The 23,221-nt window shown below is 39.6% G+C and carries 18 protein-coding genes; 16 read left to right on the top strand and 2 right to left on the bottom strand.

The window, feature by feature from the left end; translation table 11 throughout:
* Nucleotides 1–71: 71 nt before the first annotated feature.
* The 3 genes from frlC to HED67_RS00690 all read left to right on the top strand — a co-directional run bounded on the left by frlC (nucleotide 72) and on the right by HED67_RS00690 (nucleotide 2,412).
* Nucleotides 72–896 (top strand): fructoselysine 3-epimerase, encoded by an 825-nt coding sequence (frlC, locus tag HED67_RS00700; protein ID WP_221717214.1) that lies wholly within the window; start codon nucleotides 72–74, stop codon nucleotides 894–896.
* Nucleotides 897–912: 16 nt separating this feature from the next.
* Nucleotides 913–1,707, top strand: coding sequence for a fructoselysine 6-kinase (frlD, locus tag HED67_RS00695; protein WP_221717213.1), 795 nt, complete (start codon nucleotides 913–915; stop codon nucleotides 1,705–1,707).
* Nucleotides 1,708–1,788: 81 nt separating this feature from the next.
* Nucleotides 1,789–2,412: a M48 family metallopeptidase gene (locus HED67_RS00690; protein WP_221717212.1), complete on the top strand. Its 624-nt coding sequence runs from the start codon at nucleotides 1,789–1,791 to the stop codon at nucleotides 2,410–2,412.
* Nucleotides 2,413–2,459: 47 nt separating this feature from the next.
* Here the strand turns inward: HED67_RS00690 and HED67_RS00685 are convergent, their stop codons facing one another.
* Nucleotides 2,460–3,386 carry a DMT family transporter gene (locus tag HED67_RS00685; RefSeq protein WP_221717211.1) on the bottom strand — a complete coding sequence of 309 codons (927 nt, stop codon included), beginning with the start codon at nucleotides 3,384–3,386 and terminating at the stop codon, nucleotides 2,460–2,462.
* 181 nt (nucleotides 3,387–3,567) lie between these two features.
* On the opposite strand from HED67_RS00685, the gene HED67_RS00680 reads away from it, so the two are divergent.
* The 5 genes from HED67_RS00680 (at nucleotide 3,568) to larE (ending at nucleotide 9,091) form a co-directional block, all read left to right on the top strand.
* The gene (locus HED67_RS00680) at nucleotides 3,568–4,887 is read left to right on the top strand and encodes an aspartate kinase (RefSeq protein WP_215631857.1); all 1,320 of its coding nucleotides are present in this window, start codon (nucleotides 3,568–3,570) and stop codon (nucleotides 4,885–4,887) included.
* Nucleotides 4,888–4,939: 52 nt separating this feature from the next.
* Nucleotides 4,940–5,635: a hypothetical protein gene (locus HED67_RS00675; RefSeq protein WP_221717210.1), complete on the top strand. Its 696-nt coding sequence runs from the start codon at nucleotides 4,940–4,942 to the stop codon at nucleotides 5,633–5,635.
* 282 nt (nucleotides 5,636–5,917) lie between these two features.
* Nucleotides 5,918–6,676 carry a nickel pincer cofactor biosynthesis protein LarB gene (gene larB, locus HED67_RS00670; protein WP_178441234.1) on the top strand — a complete coding sequence of 253 codons (759 nt, stop codon included), beginning with the start codon at nucleotides 5,918–5,920 and terminating at the stop codon, nucleotides 6,674–6,676.
* 72 nt (nucleotides 6,677–6,748) lie between these two features.
* Nucleotides 6,749–8,182 (top strand): nickel pincer cofactor biosynthesis protein LarC, encoded by a 1,434-nt coding sequence (gene larC / locus HED67_RS00665; RefSeq protein ID WP_221717209.1) that lies wholly within the window; start codon nucleotides 6,749–6,751, stop codon nucleotides 8,180–8,182.
* A 99-nt stretch (nucleotides 8,183–8,281) separates the two neighbouring features.
* Entirely contained in the window at nucleotides 8,282–9,091 is an 810-nt protein-coding gene (gene larE / locus HED67_RS00660) for an ATP-dependent sacrificial sulfur transferase LarE (protein WP_178440164.1), read from the top strand.
* Nucleotides 9,092–9,141: 50 nt separating this feature from the next.
* Here larE and HED67_RS00655 read toward each other — a convergent pair whose 3' ends face one another.
* The gene (locus HED67_RS00655; RefSeq protein ID WP_221717208.1) at nucleotides 9,142–9,912 is read right to left on the bottom strand and encodes a tyrosine-protein phosphatase; all 771 of its coding nucleotides are present in this window, start codon (nucleotides 9,910–9,912) and stop codon (nucleotides 9,142–9,144) included.
* 173 nt (nucleotides 9,913–10,085) lie between these two features.
* Between HED67_RS00655 and HED67_RS00650 the strand changes: the two genes are divergently transcribed.
* From HED67_RS00650 to HED67_RS00615, 8 genes are all read left to right on the top strand, one after another.
* Nucleotides 10,086–11,171 (top strand): acyltransferase, encoded by a 1,086-nt coding sequence (locus tag HED67_RS00650; RefSeq protein WP_221717207.1) that lies wholly within the window; start codon nucleotides 10,086–10,088, stop codon nucleotides 11,169–11,171.
* Nucleotides 11,172–11,269: 98 nt separating this feature from the next.
* Entirely contained in the window at nucleotides 11,270–13,867 is a 2,598-nt protein-coding gene (locus tag HED67_RS00645; protein ID WP_221717206.1) for a fibronectin type III domain-containing protein, read from the top strand.
* A 132-nt stretch (nucleotides 13,868–13,999) separates the two neighbouring features.
* Nucleotides 14,000–14,779: an ABC transporter permease gene (locus HED67_RS00640; RefSeq protein ID WP_221717205.1), complete on the top strand. Its 780-nt coding sequence runs from the start codon at nucleotides 14,000–14,002 to the stop codon at nucleotides 14,777–14,779.
* Nucleotide 14,780: 1 nt separating this feature from the next.
* Nucleotides 14,781–15,509 (top strand): ABC transporter ATP-binding protein, encoded by a 729-nt coding sequence (locus tag HED67_RS00635; protein ID WP_221717204.1) that lies wholly within the window; start codon nucleotides 14,781–14,783, stop codon nucleotides 15,507–15,509.
* Between the two features lie 29 nt (nucleotides 15,510–15,538).
* On the top strand, nucleotides 15,539–16,735 hold the full coding sequence (locus tag HED67_RS00630; RefSeq protein ID WP_221717203.1) for a CDP-glycerol glycerophosphotransferase family protein: 1,197 nt from the start codon (nucleotides 15,539–15,541) through the stop codon (nucleotides 16,733–16,735).
* Nucleotides 16,736–16,761: 26 nt separating this feature from the next.
* Complete coding sequence (locus HED67_RS00625; protein ID WP_221717228.1) at nucleotides 16,762–17,772, top strand: Stealth CR1 domain-containing protein; 1,011 nt, start codon at nucleotides 16,762–16,764, stop codon at nucleotides 17,770–17,772.
* A 9-nt stretch (nucleotides 17,773–17,781) separates the two neighbouring features.
* On the top strand, nucleotides 17,782–19,878 hold the full coding sequence (locus tag HED67_RS00620) for a CDP-glycerol glycerophosphotransferase family protein (RefSeq protein ID WP_221717202.1): 2,097 nt from the start codon (nucleotides 17,782–17,784) through the stop codon (nucleotides 19,876–19,878).
* Between the two features lie 35 nt (nucleotides 19,879–19,913).
* Nucleotides 19,914–23,207, top strand: a complete 3,294-nt coding sequence (locus HED67_RS00615) for a bifunctional glycosyltransferase/CDP-glycerol:glycerophosphate glycerophosphotransferase (protein ID WP_221717201.1) — start codon at nucleotides 19,914–19,916, stop codon at nucleotides 23,205–23,207.
* The last annotated feature ends 14 nt before the right edge of the window (nucleotides 23,208–23,221 follow it).

The following is a 23,221-nucleotide window of genomic DNA, read 5'->3' as shown; positions in this document are numbered from 1 at the left end:
TTCACAAAACAACAAAAGTTGGGAAATGATATTTCCGATGATTGAAAAATAAGAGAAGGGAGGTGGAAGCTGTGGAATTAGGACTTTTTACCTGCGGCTATCAGCGCTATCCGTTAGAACAGGCCTTTGAAGATGCCGGTCGCTTTGGATACGATTACATAGAATTATGGGGCGGTTATCCGCATGCTTACGTGGAAGATTTGTCCCTTACAGGCGTCAGAGAAGTTGAAAGACTTGTTCAAAAATATCATATACCGGTGAAATGTTTTACACCGGAACACAATGCTTATCCGTTTAATTATATGACCGGAGATGCTTTTCAATGGGTTCGATCCATGAATTATCTGGAAAGAGCCATAGAGCTGACTGCGGCTATGGGGGCTTCGAAGATGTTGTTTTCAGCAGGCCATGCCGGTTATCGGATGTCGGTACAGGAGATTGATGAGAGACTTCAGAAAAGTCTGGAACGTCTTGTACAAAAGGCAGAGCAGCAGAGTGTTACATTGATACTTGAACCATTGACGGTTTATGAAAGCAATGTGATCACTGGACTGAATGATCTGGAACGGGCACTGGACAAAGTTGATTCACCAAATCTTGTCGGTATGTGTGATTTGGCGGTGCCTTTTACGACGGGAGAGCCGGCGGCTGAGTATGTGCGAAGACTTGGCAGACGTTTTGGATATCTGCATGTGATTGATAATGATGGCGTCAGTGACAGTCACATTTTACCGGGAGAAGGAAATATTCCTCTTGAGGGAATTCTTCGTGAGATCAGGCGTGCCGGGTATGACGGCTGCGCGACTATTGAACTTGTGACAGGGTATTTGAAGGAACCTTCAGTTTATGCGGAGCTGGCAATAGAGCGTATTCGTGAAATGTTAAAAAATGAGTAACAGGAGAAATATTCGTATGAAGAAAATAAGAATTGCAGCAGCTGGTGACAACTGCATGGATGTTTACGATAAAGAGAATAAGGCTTTCCCGGGAGGCAATCCTGTGAATGTGGCAGTTTATGTGGCACGTCTTGGCGGTGCATCCGCCTATATCGGACCGGTGGGTACAGATGCTTACGGTAAGCAGATGATGGATGCCATTCAGGGCAAAGGTGTGGATGTTTCCCGGATGAAGATACTTGAGGGAACAACTGCTGTGACCCACGTGGAGATTGTGGATGGCGACAGAGTGCTTGGTGATTATGAAGAGGGCGTCATGGCGGATTTTAAGCTGGATGAGGAAGATATTGATTTTCTCAGTAGTTATGATATGGTTGTTTCCGGTCTCTGGGGCATGATTGAGAATGATCTGCCGGTTTTGAAGGAAAAAGGAGCAACAGTAGCCTTTGATTTTGCCACAAGACCGGATGATCCGGTATCCGTCAAAGCTATTCCGTATGTAGATTATGGTTTCTTTGCGGATGATGACAAGGATGAAGAAGAATTGAAGAAAATGCTGATTGACCTGCATACCAAAGGACCGAAGGTGATTGTTGTTACCCGCGGCGAGAAGGGCAGCATGGCTTATGACGGCGAGAAGTTTTATTATGGCGGTATTGTGCCCTGTGAAGTGGTGGATACCATGGGGGCAGGCGACAGCTTTATCGCAGGATTTCTTTATGCTATCTGCGCGGGAAAGGGAATTCAGGAAGCTATGGCGGACGGTGCTGCTAACAGCAGTGTGACCATTGCCTATTCCGGCGCTTGGTAGGATACAAGCAGAAACAGGAATTTGAGTGAATAATGAGCCAAAACCTATGTGAACAATAAAGGATAGAATGCGGCGATATAAATGGTATTAAATTTAAGAAAAAATATACTGATTCTGAATGATTTGTCTATATCCTGCCGGCTGATTCGTTCAGACAGACGTTCTTTGGGGCTTGAGATAAGAAAAATTCCGGAGGGCGGAGCGGAACTTCTGATTCGTGCACCAAGGCGGATGAAGATAGCGTATATTGAATGGTTTATCAATGAAAAAGAACGGTGGATAACTGAGAAATATCTGGCTGCACTTGTGGAAAAACCACGTCCGCAAATGATGGAAATTCCGGAATATGTGACGGAACAATGGCTTCGGACAGAAGGGGCTGAAAGATTCCAGCAAAAGACGGCTTTTTGGGCGGCGAGAATGAAAGTGACTTACGGAAGGATCACGATCCGTGATCAGAGAACACGGTGGGGAAGCTGCAGCAGTCGGGGAAACCTGAATTTTAACTGGCGGCTGCTTCTGATGCCGGAGAGGGTTATGGATTACGTGATTGTCCATGAACTGGCCCACCGGCGAGAAATGAACCATTCTGCGGCTTTCTGGCAGATCATCGAAACGTATCTGCCGGATTACCGGGAACGGCGGCAGTGGCTGAAAGAAAATGGCGTTCGGTATGCCGGGCCTGTTGAACTGCCGAAGCACTAGAGTAAGCAGGCACTGAAATTTTCAGATAAAATGACTGTCGAATTCTGTTAAGCAGCCCCAGGCTTTTTCTCAGGAATTTGAGAAAGCATAATGGCGGCAAACATCAGCAGACAGCCGCAGAGTTCTTTCGGAGACAGATACTGATGCAGGATGATCCATCCTGCCAGCAATGAAAATGCAGATTCCAGACTCATAAGCAATGAGGCGATGACGGGATCTGTATTTTTTTGTGCCACAATCTGAAGTGTATAACCAATAGCACAGGAAAGGCCACCTGCATAAAGAATTGGCTGCCATGCGGTCAGAATGGAATGGAGATTCGGTGATTCTGTCAGTAAAGCAGGAATGCCACAGATAATACCGCAGATGAAAAACTGGATACAGGACATACGGACGCCGTCTACCTTTGGTGAAAGATAGTCCACAATCATAATATGGAATGAAAAACAAAAAGCGCAGATCAATTCCAGCAGATCGCCTTTATTCAGTGCGATACTGCCTGTCATACATAAAAGATATAATCCCACAACGGAAAGGCCGACACTGATCCAGGCCAGAGCGCGGACTTTTTTGCCGAGAAACAGTCCGAGGATTGGGACGATGACAATGTACATGGCAGTGATAAATCCGGCTTTTCCCACGGAAGTGTAGGCGATGCCGATCTGTTGGAAAGAGCTGGCAACCGCAAGACAGATACCGCAGAGGATACCGCCGATGATCAATGTCCGTCTGTCGGAGGAGGATACGTTGGCAGCAGGATCAGATGCAGGATCTGTGGAGGCAGATGTCCGGTTGGTTTTATCGATCAAAGGAATAAAAAGCAACAGGACAAAAGCACCGATAAAGTTTCGGACGGAGTTAAAGGTAAAGGGACCGACATATTCCATTCCGACACTTTGGGCGACAAAAGAGACGCCCCAGATAAAAGCTGTTAGTAGAAGCATGAGGTTGCTGTGCAATTTTTTTGAATTCATTTTATGTTCACCTCTCGTAATTTGTTGTGGTAAAGTATTGCAATAAGGTTTATAATAGCACATGTATCTATAAAAATAAAAGAAAAAAGCATAAAAGTTGGAAAAAACACTTGATTATCGACAGAAATAGTGTATTTTATGTAATTAAGAAAATATTTCGAATTAATCGGAGGATTGAATCATGAAAATCGTTGTAAAATTTGGCGGCAGCTCTCTGGCAAGTGCCGAACAGTTTAAGAAAGTTGCAGATATTATTCACGCAGACCCTCACAGAAGATTTGTTGTTCCTTCTGCACCGGGCAAGCGTTTTGATGGAGATACAAAAGTTACAGATATGTTATACGGATGCTATGATCTGGCAGAAGCCGGCAAGGATTTTGATGGTGCACTGGCAGACATCAAGGCCCGCTATGATGAAATTATTGAAGGACTTGAGCTGGATCTGACACTGGACAAAGAGTTTGAGACAATCCATGAACAGTTCCGTCTGAAAGCCGGAAGAAATTATGCGGCCTCCAGAGGTGAATATCTGAATGGTATCGTGCTGGCCAATTATCTTGGTTTTGAGTTCGTTGATGCAGCTACAGTTATCCGTTTTGATGATGCAGGCAATTTTGAAGCAGACAGAACAGATTTGATTTTGTCTTCAAGATTGAAAGATGTTGAATATGCCGTTGTGCCTGGTTTCTATGGGGCTCAGGATGATGGTGTGGTGACAACTTTCTCCAGAGGCGGTTCTGATATTACAGGTTCTATCGTGGCAAAGGCTGTCCATGCGGATGTATATGAGAACTGGACAGATGTTTCCGGTTTCCTTGTGGCGGATCCGAGAATTATCAAGAATCCTGAAGCGATTGAAGCAATTACATATAAGGAACTGCGTGAGCTTTCTTACATGGGCGCATCTGTACTGCATGAAGATGCTATCTTCCCGGTACGTAAAGAGGGTATTCCAATCAATATCCGCAATACCAACAAACCGGATGATCAGGGTACATGGATTGTAGAAAGCACATGTCGTAAGCCAAAGCACACGATTACAGGTATTGCAGGCAAGAAAGGTTTTGCATCTATCAACATTGAAAAGGATATGATGAACTCCGAAATCGGATTCGGCAGAAAAGTACTGCAGGTATTTGAGGACAATAATCTTTCATTTGAACATATGCCGTCAGGTGTCGATACAATGACTGTGTTTGTTCATCAGTCTGAGTTTGAGCACAAAGAACAGCAGGTCATCTCAGGTATTCACCGTGCCGTTCATCCGGATCTTCTGGATCTCGAATCTGGTCTGGCATTGATCGCGGTTGTAGGTCGGGGTATGAGAGATACACGTGGCGTGGCAAGTAAAGTATTCGATGCACTGGCCAAGGTGAATATCAATATTAAGATGATCGACCAGGGGTCCAGTGAGTTGAATATTATCATTGGTGTGAAAGAAAAGTATTTTGAAGATGCCATTAAAGTCATCTATGATGCATTTATTACAGGCGCAAATTAATAGCAGATATGAGATATCTGGAATGTATTGAACAAAAAAGGGGGCATTGCGTATGAAGAAAATGGGGAAATGGTTGTTAAGTCTCATGGTTGCTGTATCACTGACAATGCCGGTGCTGGCAGATGTGAATGTGCAGAGCACAGGAACAGAATTTGCATCAGAGATCGGGGCAGCAGAATTACAGGCAGACACAGAGCAAGCAATTGAATCACAGACTGAAGCAGAACCCGAGTCGCAGACAGAACCTGAGGAGCAGACAGAGGAGCAGACAGAGGATCCTGTAGATGTTGAACTGGATGATTACCTGAATACATCGGTTGTATTACAAAATGCTTCCAGTATTGGGTTTGACAGGGTGCAGATTCAGTGGCAGCCATTTTCGCTGTTGGAAGTGGAAGGATACCGTATTTACAGAAAGACGGCGAATTCCAAGTGGGCAGTACTGGCGGACGTGACAGATACTTCCTATGATGTTCTGACTGGTGCTAAGAATGTTGAAGGTGCAGATGGTTTTTATGTTTATCGAAAGACCAATAATGGAAAATGGGAAAAAATAGACGATTGTCCAGTATTTACCGGTTCGAATGCAGGACCATTATATGAAAAGGCTGAACAAACATTATTTAGAGATAGTACAGTAAGACCAGGCAATATCTATACTTATACATGCAGGGCTTACTGTAAAGTGAACGGTAAAATTATTCTCAGCGGTTATGATCCAAAAGGTTCATCTGTAACTGTTAAATAATAACGACATAACATCAGTCGGAAAACATATAACCACAGTAGGAATTGCAATTGACGCTTATTTTCGGATATGATAAAATAACTGAGAAAAGCTTGGTACGAAGCCAACTGTGAATTGAAAGAGACGATATATAAAGATAATTATAATTGTTCATAGCAAGTTTTGAATAGTTAGAATAAATAAAAGGCCACGAAGGCGTTTAAGAGTGTATAGCCATATGTGTGAATGATGGTTTGACTCAGTGCGTTTTCGTGGCCTTTGTTTATGTATGGGAGAGGAAAAATGGACGTTTTAAAATTACTGGAAGATGTGAAAAATGACAAAGTTTCACTGGAAGAAGCAGCAAAAGAATTGAAACAGCTGCCCTATGAAGATCTTGGATTTGCCAAGCTGGATCACCATCGCCAGATCCGGTCGGGTTTTGGAGAAGTCGTCTTCTGCAGCGGTAAGTCTGATGAGCATCTGCTGAAGATTTACGAGACATTTTATAAAACAGATACGGAGGTTCTTGGAACACGTGCTTCTGAACATCAGTATGAACTGGTCAAGGCTGTTATTCCGGAAGTGACCTATGATCCGCTTTCAAGAATTTTGAAAATTGAGAAACCGGGCAAAGAGAAAATCGGCCGCGTTGCTGTGTGTACAGCGGGTACAGCAGATATTGCTGTGGCTGAAGAGGCGGCACAGGTAGCGGAATATTTCGGAACGAATGTTGACAGATTTTATGATGTTGGTGTTGCAGGTATTCATCGTCTTTTTGCAAAACTGGAAGAAATCCGTAAAGCGAACTGCATTATTGCGGTAGCAGGTATGGAAGGTGCTCTCGGCGGAGTTTTAGCCGGACTGGTGGAAGTGCCTGTTATTGCGGTTCCGACATCCGTTGGCTATGGTGCGAACTTCGGCGGTCTGTCAGCACTTCTGACTATGCTGAATTCATGTTCCAACGGGATTACTGTTGTCAACATTGATAATGGTTATGGTGCGGGCTATATCAGTACCCAGATTAACCGCCTGGCAGTAAAAGCTTATAAGCCTGAATAAATATCAGGGATAGTTATTTGCTTTGGGTAATACAAAATATACATGAATAATTCAACAAAAGGGGATAGAAGAATGAGTAAAAAAGTATTATATCTGGAATGCTTTTCCGGTATCAGCGGGGATATGACAGTTGGTGCATTATTAGATCTGGGAGCAGATCCGGAGGTTTTAAAGCAGTCACTGGATTTATTGCATGTGGAGGGATATGAGATAAAAATCGGCAGAAGCAGCAAATGCGGTATTGATGCCTGTGACTTTGATGTTCTGATTCCGGATCAGCCGGAATATGATGAGGGTCATATGCATCATCACCACGATGAAGATCACGGCCATGCCCATGAGCATCATCACCATGATGAGGATCACGAATATGCCCATGAACACCATCACCACGATGAAGATCATGACCACGCCCATGAACATCATCACCACGATGAAGATCATGATCACGCCCATGAACATCATCACCACGATGAAGATCATGATCACGCCCATGAACATCACCACGATCATGACCATGCACATCATCATGCACATGTACACAGAAATATTCATGATGTATTTGCTGTCATTGACAAACTGGAGAATGAACATGTCAAAGAACTGGCCAAGAAGATGTTTATGATCGTTGCTGAAGCTGAATCAAAAGCTCATGGATTGCCAATTGAAGAAGTACATTTTCATGAAGTAGGGGCCATTGACTCTATTGTCGATATTATCAGTGTGGCAGTTTGCGTGGATAATCTGGGTGTAGATGATATTGTTGTGTCTGAATTATATGAAGGTTCCGGTCATGTACATTGCCAGCATGGTATGATGCCTGTCCCTGTGCCGGCTACAGTGAATATTGTGGCGGCCAATCATCTGCAGATGAAGATTACAGATGCTCAGGGTGAGATGGTAACACCGACAGGTGCAGCTATTGCAGCAGCACTGCGTACACAGGATCATCTGCCGGAAGATTATCAGTTATTGAAGATTGGTCTTGGTGCCGGAAAGAAGGACTTCCCGAAGGCAAATGTTTTAAGAGCGATGCTTCTTGAGACAAAGGATCAGGTTCAGACAGGCATTGAAGAGGATATCTGGAAACTGGAGAGCAATATTGATGACTGTTCAGGTGAGGTTCTTGGTTATACGATGGATCGACTTCTTGCGGCCGGCGCAAGAGATGTGTGCTATGCACCGATTTATATGAAGAAAAATCGTCCGGCCTATATGCTTCATGTATTATGTGATGGCAGTCAGATTTCAGAAATGGAAGAGATTATTTTTAATGAGACCACAACCATCGGTATTCGCAGATACAAGGTTGAACGTACCATTTTAAAACGCCATGAGGCAAAGGCAAAAACAGCTTATGGTGAAGTAGAATTAAAGATCTGTGAAAAAAATGGTACGGTTTATCGTTATCCGGAGTATGAAAGTGTTAAAAAGCTCTGTGAAGCAGCAGGGGTGCCGTTCAAAGTTGTGTATCAGGCAGCCTGCGAAGCAGAAATCAATGAATAAGGGGTGGCAAAGCAAGGAGAAGTTTGAATAGTTACATAAGTATTCAATGAAAATGTCTAATAGGCATCGAATGGGAGCCATAAAAGAGGGGAATCAGACATGGAAATCAGAACACGTTTAGTGAACTATATGAAAGAATTGGGAGATAAAGATCTGTGTGTCGCTTTTTCAGGGGGCGTGGACAGTTCAGTTATCTTAAGAGCAGCCTGTGAGGCGGCAGCGGCCAATGGTAAAAGTGTTTATGCAGTAACATTTGAAACAAAGCTTCATCCGAAGGCGGACCTGCCTCAGGCCCAGAGAGTTGCCAAAGAGGCGGGAGCCATCCATCATGTGATTTATGTCAATGAGCTGGATAATGAGGAAATGCTCAACAATCCGGAAAACAGATGTTATCTCTGCAAAAAATATCTGTTTCAGAATTTACTGGCATTTGCGGCTGAAAAAGGCATTGATACGATTATGGAGGGTAATAATGCCGATGACCTTCATGTCTATCGGCCGGGAACAAAGGCTGTCAAAGAACTGGGGGTTTTAAGCCCACTGGCAGAACTGGGTATCACAAAAGCCCAGGTGCGTGAAATTGCGGCGGATATGGGACTTTCTTGTGCCAGCCGTCCATCATCCCCTTGTCTGGCTACAAGATTGCCGTATGGCACACCGATTTCATTTGAATTGCTGGAAAGAGTAGATGCAGGTGAACAGTGGATGAAAGAGCAGGGATTTCCGATTGTCCGTCTCCGTGTACATGGTGATATTCTGCGTATTGAGATAGAAAAGGAACGTTTTGCCGATTTTATCGCGATGTCTGATCAGATTACGGCTAAAATGAAGGAGCTTGGCTTTGCTTATATTACATTAGATGCTGAAGGCTTTCGTTCCGGCAGCATGGATGTACATATCGTGAAATAACAGATAAAAATATAAAAGACAGCGTGTTTGACATGCTGTCTTTTTGCAGTTTATAATTCCCAGTAGGATACAGGCATATATGGAATAAAATCCGGTGTGGGAAGGGGGATGTTCCGACAGATATGCATTGGATTATACAGCATCAGACGATGGGCTGTTTCATCAGAAAACTTGAGAGAAATATATCGGAAGATTTCCTGCATCTGCGGGGTACGTACAATTGCCCTATGAGCATCGCTGGCAATAAAAGAAACCATTCGGTGCTCAAGCAGAAAGTGGGCGGCAATTTCAGCGTGACGGCCAAAGTCCCCGAGAAAACTGCCTTTATTGCATTGAAGCAGACATCCGGCTTTCAGCCAGTTTTCCACCAGCCAGGGAGCATCCTGGATGCAGTTATAACGTTCGGGATGTGCAATGATGGGAATTTTGCCGGTATGGCGGATATCCTGCAATTTGTCAGTCATCCATTTAGGCGGTGCTGAAAAATCAAATTCAACCAGCAGATAATCTGAAAAATTTAGTCCAATGAGCTGTTGGTTATGGATCAAAGAAGCAATATTGTCTGTAGTAAAGACTTCCATTCCCAGAAGAACCTGAAGAGAAATACCAGCTTTTTGAATGGCGGACTGCAAGTTGCGAAAAGCGGCCATCAACTCTGGTGTATAATAGTTATCGAAGTAATCAGGGATATTGCAGTGAGGTGTAAGAATAACTGTGTCGACACCGCTTGCGGCGGCAATTTCGGCCATATCAAGGCTGTTATCAAGAGTAGGAGAACCGTCATCAATAAACGGCAGAAGATGATTGTGGATATCGATCATATAAATACCTCTTTTTATTTTTATTATAACATAATATAAACATCGCCAAAAGTTAAAACAATGAAAAAGGTTGCTCTTATGAGAACATATGGGTATAATTTAGTGTGAGCAGTAAGATGCTTTTGAAAAATATGGACGCAGTCGGTGAGAGGAATGAATGAATGAAGACTATTTTGAAAGAAGGAAAATATGCGGCAAAAGGAAAGCAGGTTTATTTAGAAGTATTACGGATAATGGCAATTATTCTGGTTATTTTTAATCATACAGGGAACAATGGCTTTTTTTTGTTTTCGGTATCAGGAAAATCGATTTGGACACCGGTATATTTGTTTTGTTCGATTGCATGTAAAATTGCAGTGCCGTTGTTTTGGATGATTTCAGGATCATTGCTACTAGGCAAAGAGGAGCCGATAAAAACTGTTTACAGAAAAAGAGTTTTAAGGATGGTCATTGTACTGGCAGTATTTTCTTTTATTCAGTATTTATACAATTTGTTGTTTTTAGGACAAAGCGATATAGGGGGGATTGTATATTTTTTAAACAGGCTGTATACAAACAAATGGGCGACGGCCTATTGGTATATTTATGCTTACATAGGCATTTTAATTGTTTTGCCTGTTCTTAGGAAGTTGATAGCCAATATGGAAGAGAAAGACTATAAATATTTATTTACCATAAGTATTTTGGCCAATGGTGCTATTCCAATCGTGCAGTATTTAGCTGGTAAGGGGCAGTGGACACTGAATAGTCGTGTTTTTGAAAATTTACTGAGTATGAATGTTGTTTACTTTATTGCGGGCTATTATTTTGGAAAAGTCATTAAAAAGGAAAGCATGACAATAAAAAAAGCACTTATTTTTCTTTTTGTCGGGGGCATTGCCATTGCAATTTCATGCTTTATGACAAAGTTTCAGATTGCGCAGACGGGATCTGCCTTGGAAAAAGATGCGCAGATGTTCCATAATAGTTTAAGTATTTTTCCGACGTGTGCGGTTTTCTATACGATGCGCTTTTGGTTTGATCATATCCGAATTTCAAATCGAATGACGAAGATATTATCTGCATTGGGCGGTGCTACATTTGGTGTTATGCTGATTGAAAATATTATGAGAAATCAGTTAAAACCGATGTTTGAAAGTTTGAAAGTACATATACATATTTTCCCTGCGTGTATGGTATGGGTACTCTGTGCGTGGGGAGCGGGAACAATCATTACATTGATCATGAAGCAGATTCCCGGATTGAAAAAAATTATATAAAAGTATTTAGCAGTACTTGTTTCTTGAAAGTAAAATTTGTATAATGAAATAATCAATATGAAACATGTTTGAAGAGAATTGAGATTAGGAGTGAAATTATGAAAAAGAGATGGATGGCAGGGCTATTGGTGTTGTCTATGATGGTTGCTGATTTTGCAATGCCGGTATCAGCTTCTGTTGGAGAGACAGTATCAGGTGCAGAAGAGACAGTCATGGTTTCCGAGAGTGCTGAGAGTATGGCTCTATCTGAGTCGGAAACTTTTTTAGAAACATTAGAAATAGAGCAGGAAGTTATTCAGGAAAGTGATTCAAAAATAGAAGCACCTGTGCTGGCAGGTGAGCTTCAAAATTTAGGCTTTATATTGTCTTGGGAGAAAATAGACGGTATTTCAGAATATGAAGTTGAACGGAAAGCAGGAACTGATGATGAATGGGAACTGCTTGCCAGAATTTCTGATAATTATTATACAGATAGTTCATTAGAGTCCGGAAAGAAATATACATACAGGGTATGTGCAGTTTCAGGGGATGAGAAGAGTCCATATTCCAATGAGTATACTGAAATTGCGCAAATCGGTCCGGAAGACATTCAGGGAGTAAAGGCAGTAGCAGGAGAATGTGAGTCTGTATTAAGCTGGAATGCTGTCAAAAATGCAGAAGAATATATTGTTTATCAGTATGATCCGGCAACAAATGAGAGAACCAGGATTGGATCAACCAAAGAGCAGAAGTACAAGGTAACAGATCTTGTTCCTGATCAGGAATACTATTATCAGATCCGAGCCAGACGGTCTGTTGATGGAAAAGACGTTTACAGTAGTTTTACTGACTTTGAAGATGCAAAAGTCCTTCCTTATATTCTGAGTCCGGAACAGGCAGAAGATGTGAAAGTTGTGCCGGGAGAATGTGAAGTGACTTTGACCTGGAATAAAGGCATAAATGCTCAGGGTTATACAGTTCGTATGTATAATTATGATACGAACAGCTATGAATGGGTAGGAAGTACACAGAAATGCAGTCTTAAGCTGACAGATCTGAAACCGGGTAAATACAGTTTCCAGATTCGATCCTACAGAAAAATATATAATCAGCATAAATATAGTTTAATGACAGCGCCAGAAGAGGCTGTTATAGAACTTCTTCAGCCGCAGGAAGCACAGAATGTTAAAGTAGTGGCCGGTGAGTGCGCTGTAACTCTGACTTGGGATCCGGGTGAAAATGCCCAGGGTTATACGGTCCGTATGTATAATTATGATACAAACAGCTATGAATGGGTAGGAAGTACACAGAAATGCAGTCTTAAATTAACGGATCTGAAACCGGGTAAATACAGTTTCCAGATTCGGTCCTACAGAAAGATTTATAATCAGCATAAATACAGCGCCATGACAGAAGCCAGAGAAGCAGAAGTATATCTGCTGCAGCCGGGAGAGGCCGAGAACATCAAAGTAACGTCAGGAGAGTGCTCTGCAACATTGCAGTGGGATAAAGGTGAGAATGCTCAGGGTTATACAATCCGTATGTATAATTCTGAGACGAAGAGCTATGAATGGCTTGGAAGCACAAAAGACTGTAAATATACAATAAAAAATTTAAAACCTGGAACATATAGTTTTCAGATTCGATCCTACAGAAAAATATATAATCAGCATAAGTACAGTACGATGACGAAAGCTGTTGAAGCAAAGCCATATCTTCTTCAGCCGGAACAGGCAAAAAATGTTAAAGCTACTGCTGGCGGATATTCAGTAACTTTGAAATGGGATAAAGGCAAAAATGCTCAGGGTTACAGTATTTTAGTATATGATTACGAAACCAACAAATATGAATGGGCAGGAAGCACAACAGGAACAAGTTTTACAATAAAGGACTTAAAAGCAAAACAGAAATATGGTTTTCAGGTGCGCTCTTATAGAAAAGTTTATGATTATCATAAGTATAGTGCAATGACAAAAACTGTTGATGCAACGCCATTGGCTGTAGTAGAGGGATGGAATACGATTAATGGTCAGAAATACTATTACAAAGATGGTGCGTTTTTGAAGAGTTGTCATAAGATTGATGGAAAATACTATTATTTTGACAAAAAGACAGGCGCTATGAAGACAGGCTGGGTATATTATGCCGGTTACAAGTTTTACTTTGACAAAAAAACAGGGGCCCGGGTCAACGATGTCAGCAGTATTATTGGCAAACAGAAATCTTATGAAATTCAGGTAAACAAAAAGAAAAATGTTGTAACTATATATGCGAAGGATGGGGATCGCGGATATATTATTCCGGTGAAAGCTATGATCTGTTCCACAGGAGAGGCAACTCCGACAGGCACTTTCTATACCCCAAACAGATGGCGCTGGCTGAGGATGATGGGTGACACCTGGGGACAATGGGTTACCCAGATAAAGGGAGATTATTTATTCCACTCTGTATACTATTGGTCACAGAATAACAATGACTTAAGTGTCGGAGCCTATAATAATCTTGGGAAAACATGTTCTCATGGCTGTATTCGTCTAACAGCTGCAGATGCAAAATGGATTTATGACAATTGCAAATTAAGTACAAAAGTTATCATTAACGAGAGTGTAGGAACACCATTTGGCAAACCGACGGCATATAAACTTGAAAAATGGCACACATGGGACCCAACAGATCCAAATATGGCTTATAAGTGTAAGCAGCGAGGTTGTCATTAAAGTGACACAATGAGTCTAGGACGCAGACCGGATATCTGGTCTGCGTCTTCTTTTAGGGAAAAATATTGATTTATAGCGGTAGATATAGTATGATAATCAGAGGATTTTATAGTAAAATTGAGGAGGCGTAATGTGAACAGATTTATAAAAGATACAAAGAAATATTGGAAATATACCATTTACGCTGCAAAATCTCAGCTTAAAACAGAGGTAGCCAATTCCTATCTGAATTGGATATGGTGGATTTTAGAGCCATTTTGTTTTATGTTGATTTATGCATTTGTATTTGGATTTATTTTTAAACATAAAGAGTTATATTACAATGCCTATATATTTGTAGGTCTTGCTATTTGGGATTTCTTTAATCGCTGTATAAAGAGTTCTGTCCGAATGGTGAAGAGAAATAAGGCGATAGTTTCAAAGGTATATCTTCCAAAGCACACATTGATTATATCAGATATGATGGTAAATGGTTTTAAGATGCTTATATGTCTGGCCATTGTTGTCGGAATGCTTATTTTTTATCGTGTACCTGTAGATTTACACATCATATATGTGATTCCTATTTTGATCACGACGATTTTGTTTACATTTGGATGTTGCTGTATCCTTTTGCATCTGGGCGTTTTTATTGAAGATATGTCCAATGTCATCAATATTGTACTGAGATTTGTTTTTTATCTGACCGGTATTTTTTATAATATCCGCAGTTTCCCAGAACCATACCGGAGCCTGATTCTAAAAGGTAATCCGCTGGCACTTTTAATTACTGATTTAAGAGACTGCGTATTATATCAGACAAAACCTGATGTGCTGTGGCTTTGCATCTGGTTGGGAATTTCACTTTTATTGTCTATGTTTGGTATCTGGAATATTTATAAAAATGAAAATACGTATGTAAAGGTAATATAGTATGGAAGAATATGCAATTACAGTCAAAGATTTAAAAATTCGTTATAAAAGTGTGCAGGCTTACTCAATTAAGAAAAGCCTGCTGAGATTAAAAGGCGTTGACACGGAAGCTTTTGAGGCCGTGCGCGGTATTAGTTTTGAAGTCAAACAGGGAGAAATTCTTGGTATAACAGGTAAGAATGGCAGTGGTAAATCTACGCTTTTGCGTGCGCTTGCCAATATTTTTTCAGCGGATGAAGGCACGATAGACCTTCATGGACACTCTGTGTCTCTTCTGGCAATTGGTGTCGGTTTTAAGAATGAGATGACCGGACGTGAAAATATCATGTTATCTGGTATGCTGTTAGGATTCAGCGAAAAAGAAGTCCAGGCGCGAATGGATGAAATTATTGATTTTGCAGGCCTTGGAAAGTTTATTGATATGCCGGTACGAACTTATTCAAGTGGTATGTATTCTAAACTGGCTTTTTCGATAACAGCTATTTTAGAGACAGATATTATGCTGATTGATGAGGTTCTCAGTGTTGGTGATGAGAAGTTTAAGAAAAAGAGCTATGCCAAGATGAAGTCACTGATCTCACAGCGCAACAGAACGGTGGTTATAGTATCCCATAACCTGAAAACATTAGAAGAATTATGTGACAGGGTTATGTGGATGCATGAAGGAGAAATTGTTAAAATAGGTGAACCAAAAGAAATTTTGAAAGAATATAAAGAGTTCATGAAGTAGTATGAATGCATTTATGCAGAGGGACTGATATGGAACAAAAAATATTGGAGAAATTGAAAATGGTTAAATTCGGGGACTTAATACATATTTTTAAGTTCCTGTTTGCTTTGCTGCCATCAATATTTTATAAAAGAAAGCATAAGGATTTATGGCTGATCTGTGATTACGAAATGGAAGCAAGAGATAACCCGTATTGGCTATTTCGCTATATCTGCAAACATCATTCGGAACAGGAAGTTGTTTATGCGATTAATTATCATTCACCGGACTATAGGAGAGTGGCAAAACTGGGAAGAACGGTTCCGTATGGGAGTTTGAAACACTGGATATACTATCTGGCAGCAAGCAAAAATATCAGTTCGCAGAAGGGCGGAAAACCGAATGCGGCAGTTTGCTATGTGCTGGAAGTATCAGGCATACTCAGGAATACAAGAGTATTTCTGCAGCATGGAATTATCAAAGATGATTTATCTTATCTCTACTATAAAAATACAAAAATGAGAATGTTTGTATGCTCTGTGCCAAGAGAATATGAATTTGTACGGGATACATATGGGTATCCTAAAGGATATGTACAGATGCTTGGATTATGCAGATATGATAATCTTTTTAAGGTCAGAGGCAAAGAGCGGATTCTTCTTGTTATGCCGACATGGAGAAAATGGATTGCACATTCTGTTGCAGATTCAGTGGAATCCGTCAGTAGCTTTAATGAAACAGAGTTTGCCAAAGCCTGGAAGCATTTTTTGCATGATTCAAGACTCAGGGGATTTTTGGAAAGAGAAAACATGAAACTTGTTTTTTATCTTCATAGAAATATGCAGAAATTTTCCGGGTATTTCCAGTCTTTAAGTGATGTGGCAGTCATTGCAACCTGGCCTGAATATGATTGTCAGAAATTATTGAAAGAGGCGGAATGTCTGATTACAGATTATTCAAGTGTAGCAATGGATTTTGCTTATATGCGTAAACCGGTATTATATTACCAGTTTGATTATGAACAGTTTAGAAAAGGACACATGGGTGAGGGTTATTACGACTACCATAAAGATGGCTTTGGCCCAATTTGTGAAAACGGGGATGCATTAATTAAGAGCTTACAAAATACAGCCGAGAATAATTTCTGTATGAAACAGGAATATCAGAAACGGTGTGATGACTTCTTTTACTTTAACGACAGGAATTATTGCAGAAGAAATTATGAAGCAATCAAGAAATTGAAGTGAGGGAAATAATAAGCAGGGGGTAAGAAATGGGAAGCAAAAATAGAAAACCGATAGATTTTGTTATTATTTGGGTAGATGGCAATGACCCTGAGTGGAGAGCTATTAAAAATCAATATGATCCCAAACCGGTGGGTGAAGACGATCAGGAAGTACGATACAGAGACTGGGATAACCTTCAGTATTGGTTTAGGGCAGTGGAAAAATACACACCATGGGTGCGTAAAATCCATTTTGTAACATGGGGGCATCTGCCTTCATGGCTGAATGTGAATCATCCAAAATTGAATATTGTGAACCATAAAGATTATATACCGGAAGAATATCTGCCGACATTTAATTCACACACAATTGAATTGAATTTGCACCGTATTAAGGGATTGGCTGAGCAATTTGTATATTTTAATGACGATATGTTTATTAATAAGCCAATGTTCCCAGAAGATTTTTTTGTGGACGGAAAACCATGTGATACATTTGCAATGGATTGCATTTATTTTGGAAAAGGAAGTGCCGGTCCCTATAATGGCAATGACATGACGGTAATTAATGCGAATTTTAGTAAAAAACGCATGTTTCTGAAGAATTTTACCAAGTGGTTCCGTTTGAGGTATGGTATAAAATATCTTTACAGAACACTTGTTCTTATGCCATGGGATTGGTTCCCGGGATTCTATTATCATCATTTGCCGAATAGTTTTCTGAAATCTACTTATCGGGAAATATGGAAAACAGAGCCGGAGATTCTTGATGCGACCTGCCGATGCAAGATTCGATCCGTTACGAATGTGAATCAATGGTTAATGAAATTCTGGCAGCTTGCATCAGGTGATTTTTATCCAAGAACCATAAAAATAGGACGCTGTTACCATATTAAGGACAAAAATGTATATAAGTTATTGGATTCTATTAGAAATAGCACAGATGCGATGATTTGTGTAAATGATACAGATAAGACAGTAAATTTTGATGAAAAGAAAAAGCTGGTAATTGATGCCTTTCAGGAAAGACTGCCTGAGAAGTCATCTTTTGAGGTGTAATAAATTAAGATGGAAAACGTAATTAGAGCTGAAGAGGATCAAATCAAGGACATTTTACTTAATGGTGTTTCGTATACAAGAAAGTTAATCCCATTTGATACAGTTTGTACGGATAATGGCAATATACAATTGCATATAGGTATTTCCGGAGAACAAAACTGGCGGTATATGTTGTATGACAGAGCTGAGCAGGGCGGGATTGATTTAGATGAAGCTTGTATTTCAAGTGGATGGCTTCAGCTTGGACAATGGAAACATAAACTGGCAGAAAGATATGAGACAGGCATAGACAGGTATACGCTTCTGGCGGTAGATGATGAGAAAAAAAATGCCTATGTTTTTGCAGGTGATATAAAAGGCGAGACAGATTTTTATGATCGCATGGCGGATATGCTTTATGCAGAGCGAATTTGCGAGAATGAGAACAAAGAATATATTGAGGGCATTTTTTATCTTACAAATGCAGATAAAACACTGAAGTTGGTTGTTCGAAGGGAATATCTGCACCTGGAAAGCTTTTTCACAGCAAAAGTAGATAAAATCCAATTAAAAAAGGATAAATTGACATTAAAAGTGCATTTTAGGGATTATGGTTATGAAATTGCATCTGTAAAGATGAGATTAAGGAATGCTGTAGAAGAGATTCAATATGCTTTTGATTTGAAAAAAATAAAAACAGGCGATACTTTTTATGTGACAGCAAGTATTGCATTAGAGCCATTGAAACTTTCACAGTTTTACTGGGATATAAAAGGAACTGCAGTATATAAAGGCGGCGAGTGTTCCTTCAACTTAAAAAACAGAGATTTATGGATGCATCGGATAATGTATTTGAAACAGATGCATTATGTGTTTAAAGATGGCAATATTGTTTATCCCTACAAAACAAAATCCAATGAATTTGCTTTGCAGTACAGACAAAAGACAGAATATGACAATTGGGGTTTTATTTTTAAAGAATATATGGCTCTGGCAATTTGCTATCTGACATACCCATGGCTGAAGAAAAAAAATATCTGGCTGGTTTATGAAAAATATTGTGTAATGGCACAGGATAATGGATTTTACTTTTTTAAATATTGTATGGAAAATCTTTCGGCCAAAGAGCGGTCACATATTTTTTATGTTATTGATAAAAAAGCGTCGGATTATCAATATGTCAAAGGGTATGGCAATCAGGTGGTGGATTTCCTAAGCATAAAACATATGGTATACCTGATGGCAGCGAAACTGCTTGTTTCATCAGACACAAAGGCGCATGCGTATGCATGGCATTCTCCGAATTCCATTTATAGAAATATGCTCAAACGTAAAGAAAATGTGTTTCTGCAGCATGGGGTCATTTCTTTTAAATGTTGTCATAAAGGTTTGAGGAAGAAGAGTGTTAATGCTTCCAAATTGTTTGTTGTATCATCGGAAGAAGAAAAACAGATTGTGCTTGACTATTTTGGTTATGATGAAGATCAGATTCTGGTTACAGGGCTCGCAAGATGGGATGTACTTGAAGATAAATCTAAGGGACAGCCAAGACAGATCATTCTGATGCCGACATGGCGAACCTGGCTGGAGGAAGTAACAGAAGAAGAATTCAAAGCCAGTGAATATTATCAGCATTATATGGCATTGCTGAATAATCCGGTTTTAATCAGCACACTGGAAAAATATAATATCATATTAAATTTTTATATTCATCCAAAATTTAGGGAATATCTTGGCGCATTTTATGTTCAGAGCAATTTGATTCATATTATTCCTTTTGGTTCGGAGCCATTAAATGAGTTAATGATGAAGTGTTCCATGATGATTACGGATTATTCAAGTGCGGTATGGGATGTTTTTTATCAGGGAAAACCAGTTGCATTTTATCTTTTTGATCTGGATTTATACAATGAAGTTCAGGGAAGTTATATTGATATGAGAACGGAAGCCTTTGGAGATGTCGCATATACTCCGGAGCAGTTGTCTGAAATTGTAAAAATATATGCAGAAAGCGGCTTTAAAGAAAAGGATAAATACAAAGAGATGCGTCAGTATAGGATTGCTTATATAGACGATAAAAACAGTGAGAGAATCTATCATGAAATTATAGAGCGGTATCCTTTATAATAACAGAAATAAATAACAGGAGGAATAGCTTACAAATGAGGACAGATGATTTAGAAAATAAAAAAGCCTATGAAGATTTTTTGCTATCGGAAAAAGCAGTTCCAAGTGGAACTTATGCCGCGAATATCCAAAGTAATAATACCGGTGAATTAAATATAGAAATTACAGATCAGATTTTATCAGAAAATGATTATTATTTAGTACTTATACCATCTGATAAATCGGTTGAGCGCAAAATAATTGAAGGTAAAATCAATGGATCCAATGTTGTTTTTTCGTTTTCCAAGGCAGCTAATGATATTTTTGGGAAAGATACAATATGGCTGTGTTATTTTGCATCAAGAACAGAGAAAATTTTCAGCCGTTTAAAAAGAACAGGAAAAGCATTGTATCCGAAGCGGGGAGACAGACCTTATCCTTCATTATGGCATGACAGCGGCAGATATTTGAATAGCCTGGCCCATAAAGAAATAGCAGGTACAGAGTATTGGCTGCTGCCATTTTTTAATGAAAAGAGAAATACATTGTCCATAAAGAAAGAAGAGGCTGTAAGTGCCAGAAGTTTATGTACGGCGGAGAATCTTTATCATAAAGAAAAAATAATTAAAGACATAAAAAAATATCCATTTGAGATATCTGTTATCATGGCAGTATATATGGCAGAAGATTATCTGGAAGAGGCGATTGAAAGTATTGTACAGCAGGATATAGGATTTGAGGAAAATGTACAGTTGGTGCTGGTAGATGATGGTTCGAAGGATGGTTCCGGAGCTATTTGTGACCGTTATGCGGAAAGATATCCGCATAATGTAACCGTTATTCATAAGGGAAACGGTGGTGTTGCCAGTGCCAGAAATGAAGGCATGAAAGCTGCATCAGGGAAATATCTGAATTTCTGTGATTCAGATGACAAATTTTCTTTAAATGCATTCAGAATAGCAAAAGCGTTTTTTGACAGTAAATACGATCAGGTAGATGTCGTCACAATTCCTATTTTCTTCTTTGAGGGACAGGAAGGCGGACATTGGCAGAATTACAAATTTAATAAAGGCACAAGAGTGATCAATCTGTGGACAGAATATACAGCCAGTGATATGTTCGTTAATGCCAGTTTCTTTAAAGAAAGTGCTGCCAGAAAATTCTCCTTTGAACACAGAATTGCAACAGGGGAAGATCTTTTGTATATTGCCCAGATTTTGCTGGAGAAAATGCAATTGGGTGTTGTAACAGGCTGTAATTATTGGTATCGCCGCAGAAATGCAGGTAATTCACTGGTAGATACGTCTCGGTTAAAAAAGAGCTGGTATTTTAATTATTTTACGTGTCTGGTATTTTTCCTTGAAGCGTACAGCAGAAAGAAATATGGAAGTGTACCGTATTTTATCCAAAATACAATTATGATGGATATGCAATGGCGATTTAAGCAGGAGAGTTTCCCGGAGGGACTTCTGACAGAACGTGAAAAAGCAAAATATAGGAAAAATATTATAAAAACAATCAATAGTATTGATGATAATGTCATTGCGGCTCAGAAGAAATTATATATTGAAGAACAGATTCAATTATTTAAAATGAAATATCGGAATGGATTAAGTGTTCAAAAGACATGTAACGATATAGCTGTTCTCTGCCGGGACAAATGTCTCAGAACTGTTGGTGAAATGCAGACACACTTTGACTTTATTCAATTAGAAAAAGACAAAGTGAAGTTTGATGGCTACGTACAGATTATGGGTGTAGAGGCGTATAAGCAGGCAGATATATATTTGTCGGTAGGCAATAACTACTATTTGTGCAGTCAGATTCAAAGAAATATTCCGAAAGACAATTGCTTTGGAAATCTCAGGCATGTCATTGGATTTAAGGGAGAGCTTCCGATTACACAATATATGTATGGTAAAAAGATTCGTGTAGTTGTAGTGGTTGATGGCCATTTGATTATCAAAAGAAGATATCGCTATGGAAAATTCTGCCCGGTTAATACAAATTTTGAAAATCAATACTATTGTAAAAATGGGCTGGTTTTAAAGGGTGATTTAACAGGGGTTATTCTGGATGTGATGCAGATGCCGGAAAGTGATTATGAAGCATTGTATGAACAGGAATTACAGGCGTCTGTCATTGATAATGCGGAGGAAGAATTGTTCCCAAAACCATCCATGCAGAAGGATCTGACAGAGGAAAAGGTACAGGAAATTATTTCGTTAAGGCAATATGCGAAAACAGCTGAAAAGAAAAAACCAATTTGGTTGGTATCAGACAGATGGACGGTGGCAGATGACAATGGCGCAGCTTTGTTTAAATATCTGATGAAGCAGAAGGATTTGCCGGCGGATGTGTATTTTGTTATAGAAAAGGATTGCGAAGACTATAAAAAATTATCAGAAGTCGGTCCGGTACTGGATTATGGAAGTGAAGAACATCTGAAGAAACATCTGCAGGCGGATCTGATTATTTCATCTCAGGCGGAAGAATATGTCATGACGCCGTTCGGTCGGGATACATTCTATTATGGGGATCGAAAGTATTATAGTGATATTTTGGCAGATCATCAATTTATATTCCTTCAGCATGGAATTACGAAAGATGATTTGACAGGATGGTTGAACCGATATAATAAAAATATTACGGGATTTATCACAGCAGTCGAAAGGGAACGGGATTCTATTTTAGAATATGATTATTACTATGATGAAGAAAACGTTTGGCTGACTGGATTCCCAAGGTTTGATTATCTGTATGAGGATAACAAAAAATATATTACAATTTGTCCAACATGGCGATTATACTTAAAGGATTTGACGGAGCATCAGTTTATCAACAGTGCTTACTTTAAATTCTATATGGATTTGCTGGATAATAAACGGTTAAAGGAAGCCATTAAAACAAATGGATATCAGTTGTGCCTGAAAATGCATCCGATGCTGCAGCAGTACAGAGAGCTTTTTGCAAAAGATGATTTGCTTATTCTGGAACCGGAAGATCCGTACAGGCAGATGTATGCAGAGAGCAGACTTCTGATTACGGATTATTCATCCGCAGTTATGGATTTTGCGTATTTACGAAAGCCGGTTGTGTATTGTCAGTTTGATAAGGATGTATTCTTTGAAAAACATACAATGAAAAAGGGATATTTTGATTATGAGAGAGATGGATTTGGCGAGGTTACGTATAATGTAGAAGAGACAGTTGATGCGATTATACGTATTATCGATAACAAATGCAAAATGTCGGAAAAATATTTGGAGAGATGTGAGAAATTTTTCCCTAAACGTGATCAGGATAACTGTCATAGAGTTTATGAGAAGCTCAAAGAATTACAAAAATAATCATTATAAAATGG

This window comes from Pseudocoprococcus catus (genome assembly GCF_019734885.1).
GTDB lineage: Bacteria > Bacillota > Clostridia > Lachnospirales > Lachnospiraceae > Coprococcus_A > Coprococcus_A catus.
Note: the sequence above shows the minus strand (reverse complement) of the source record. Positions and strands in the feature narration are given on the sequence as shown.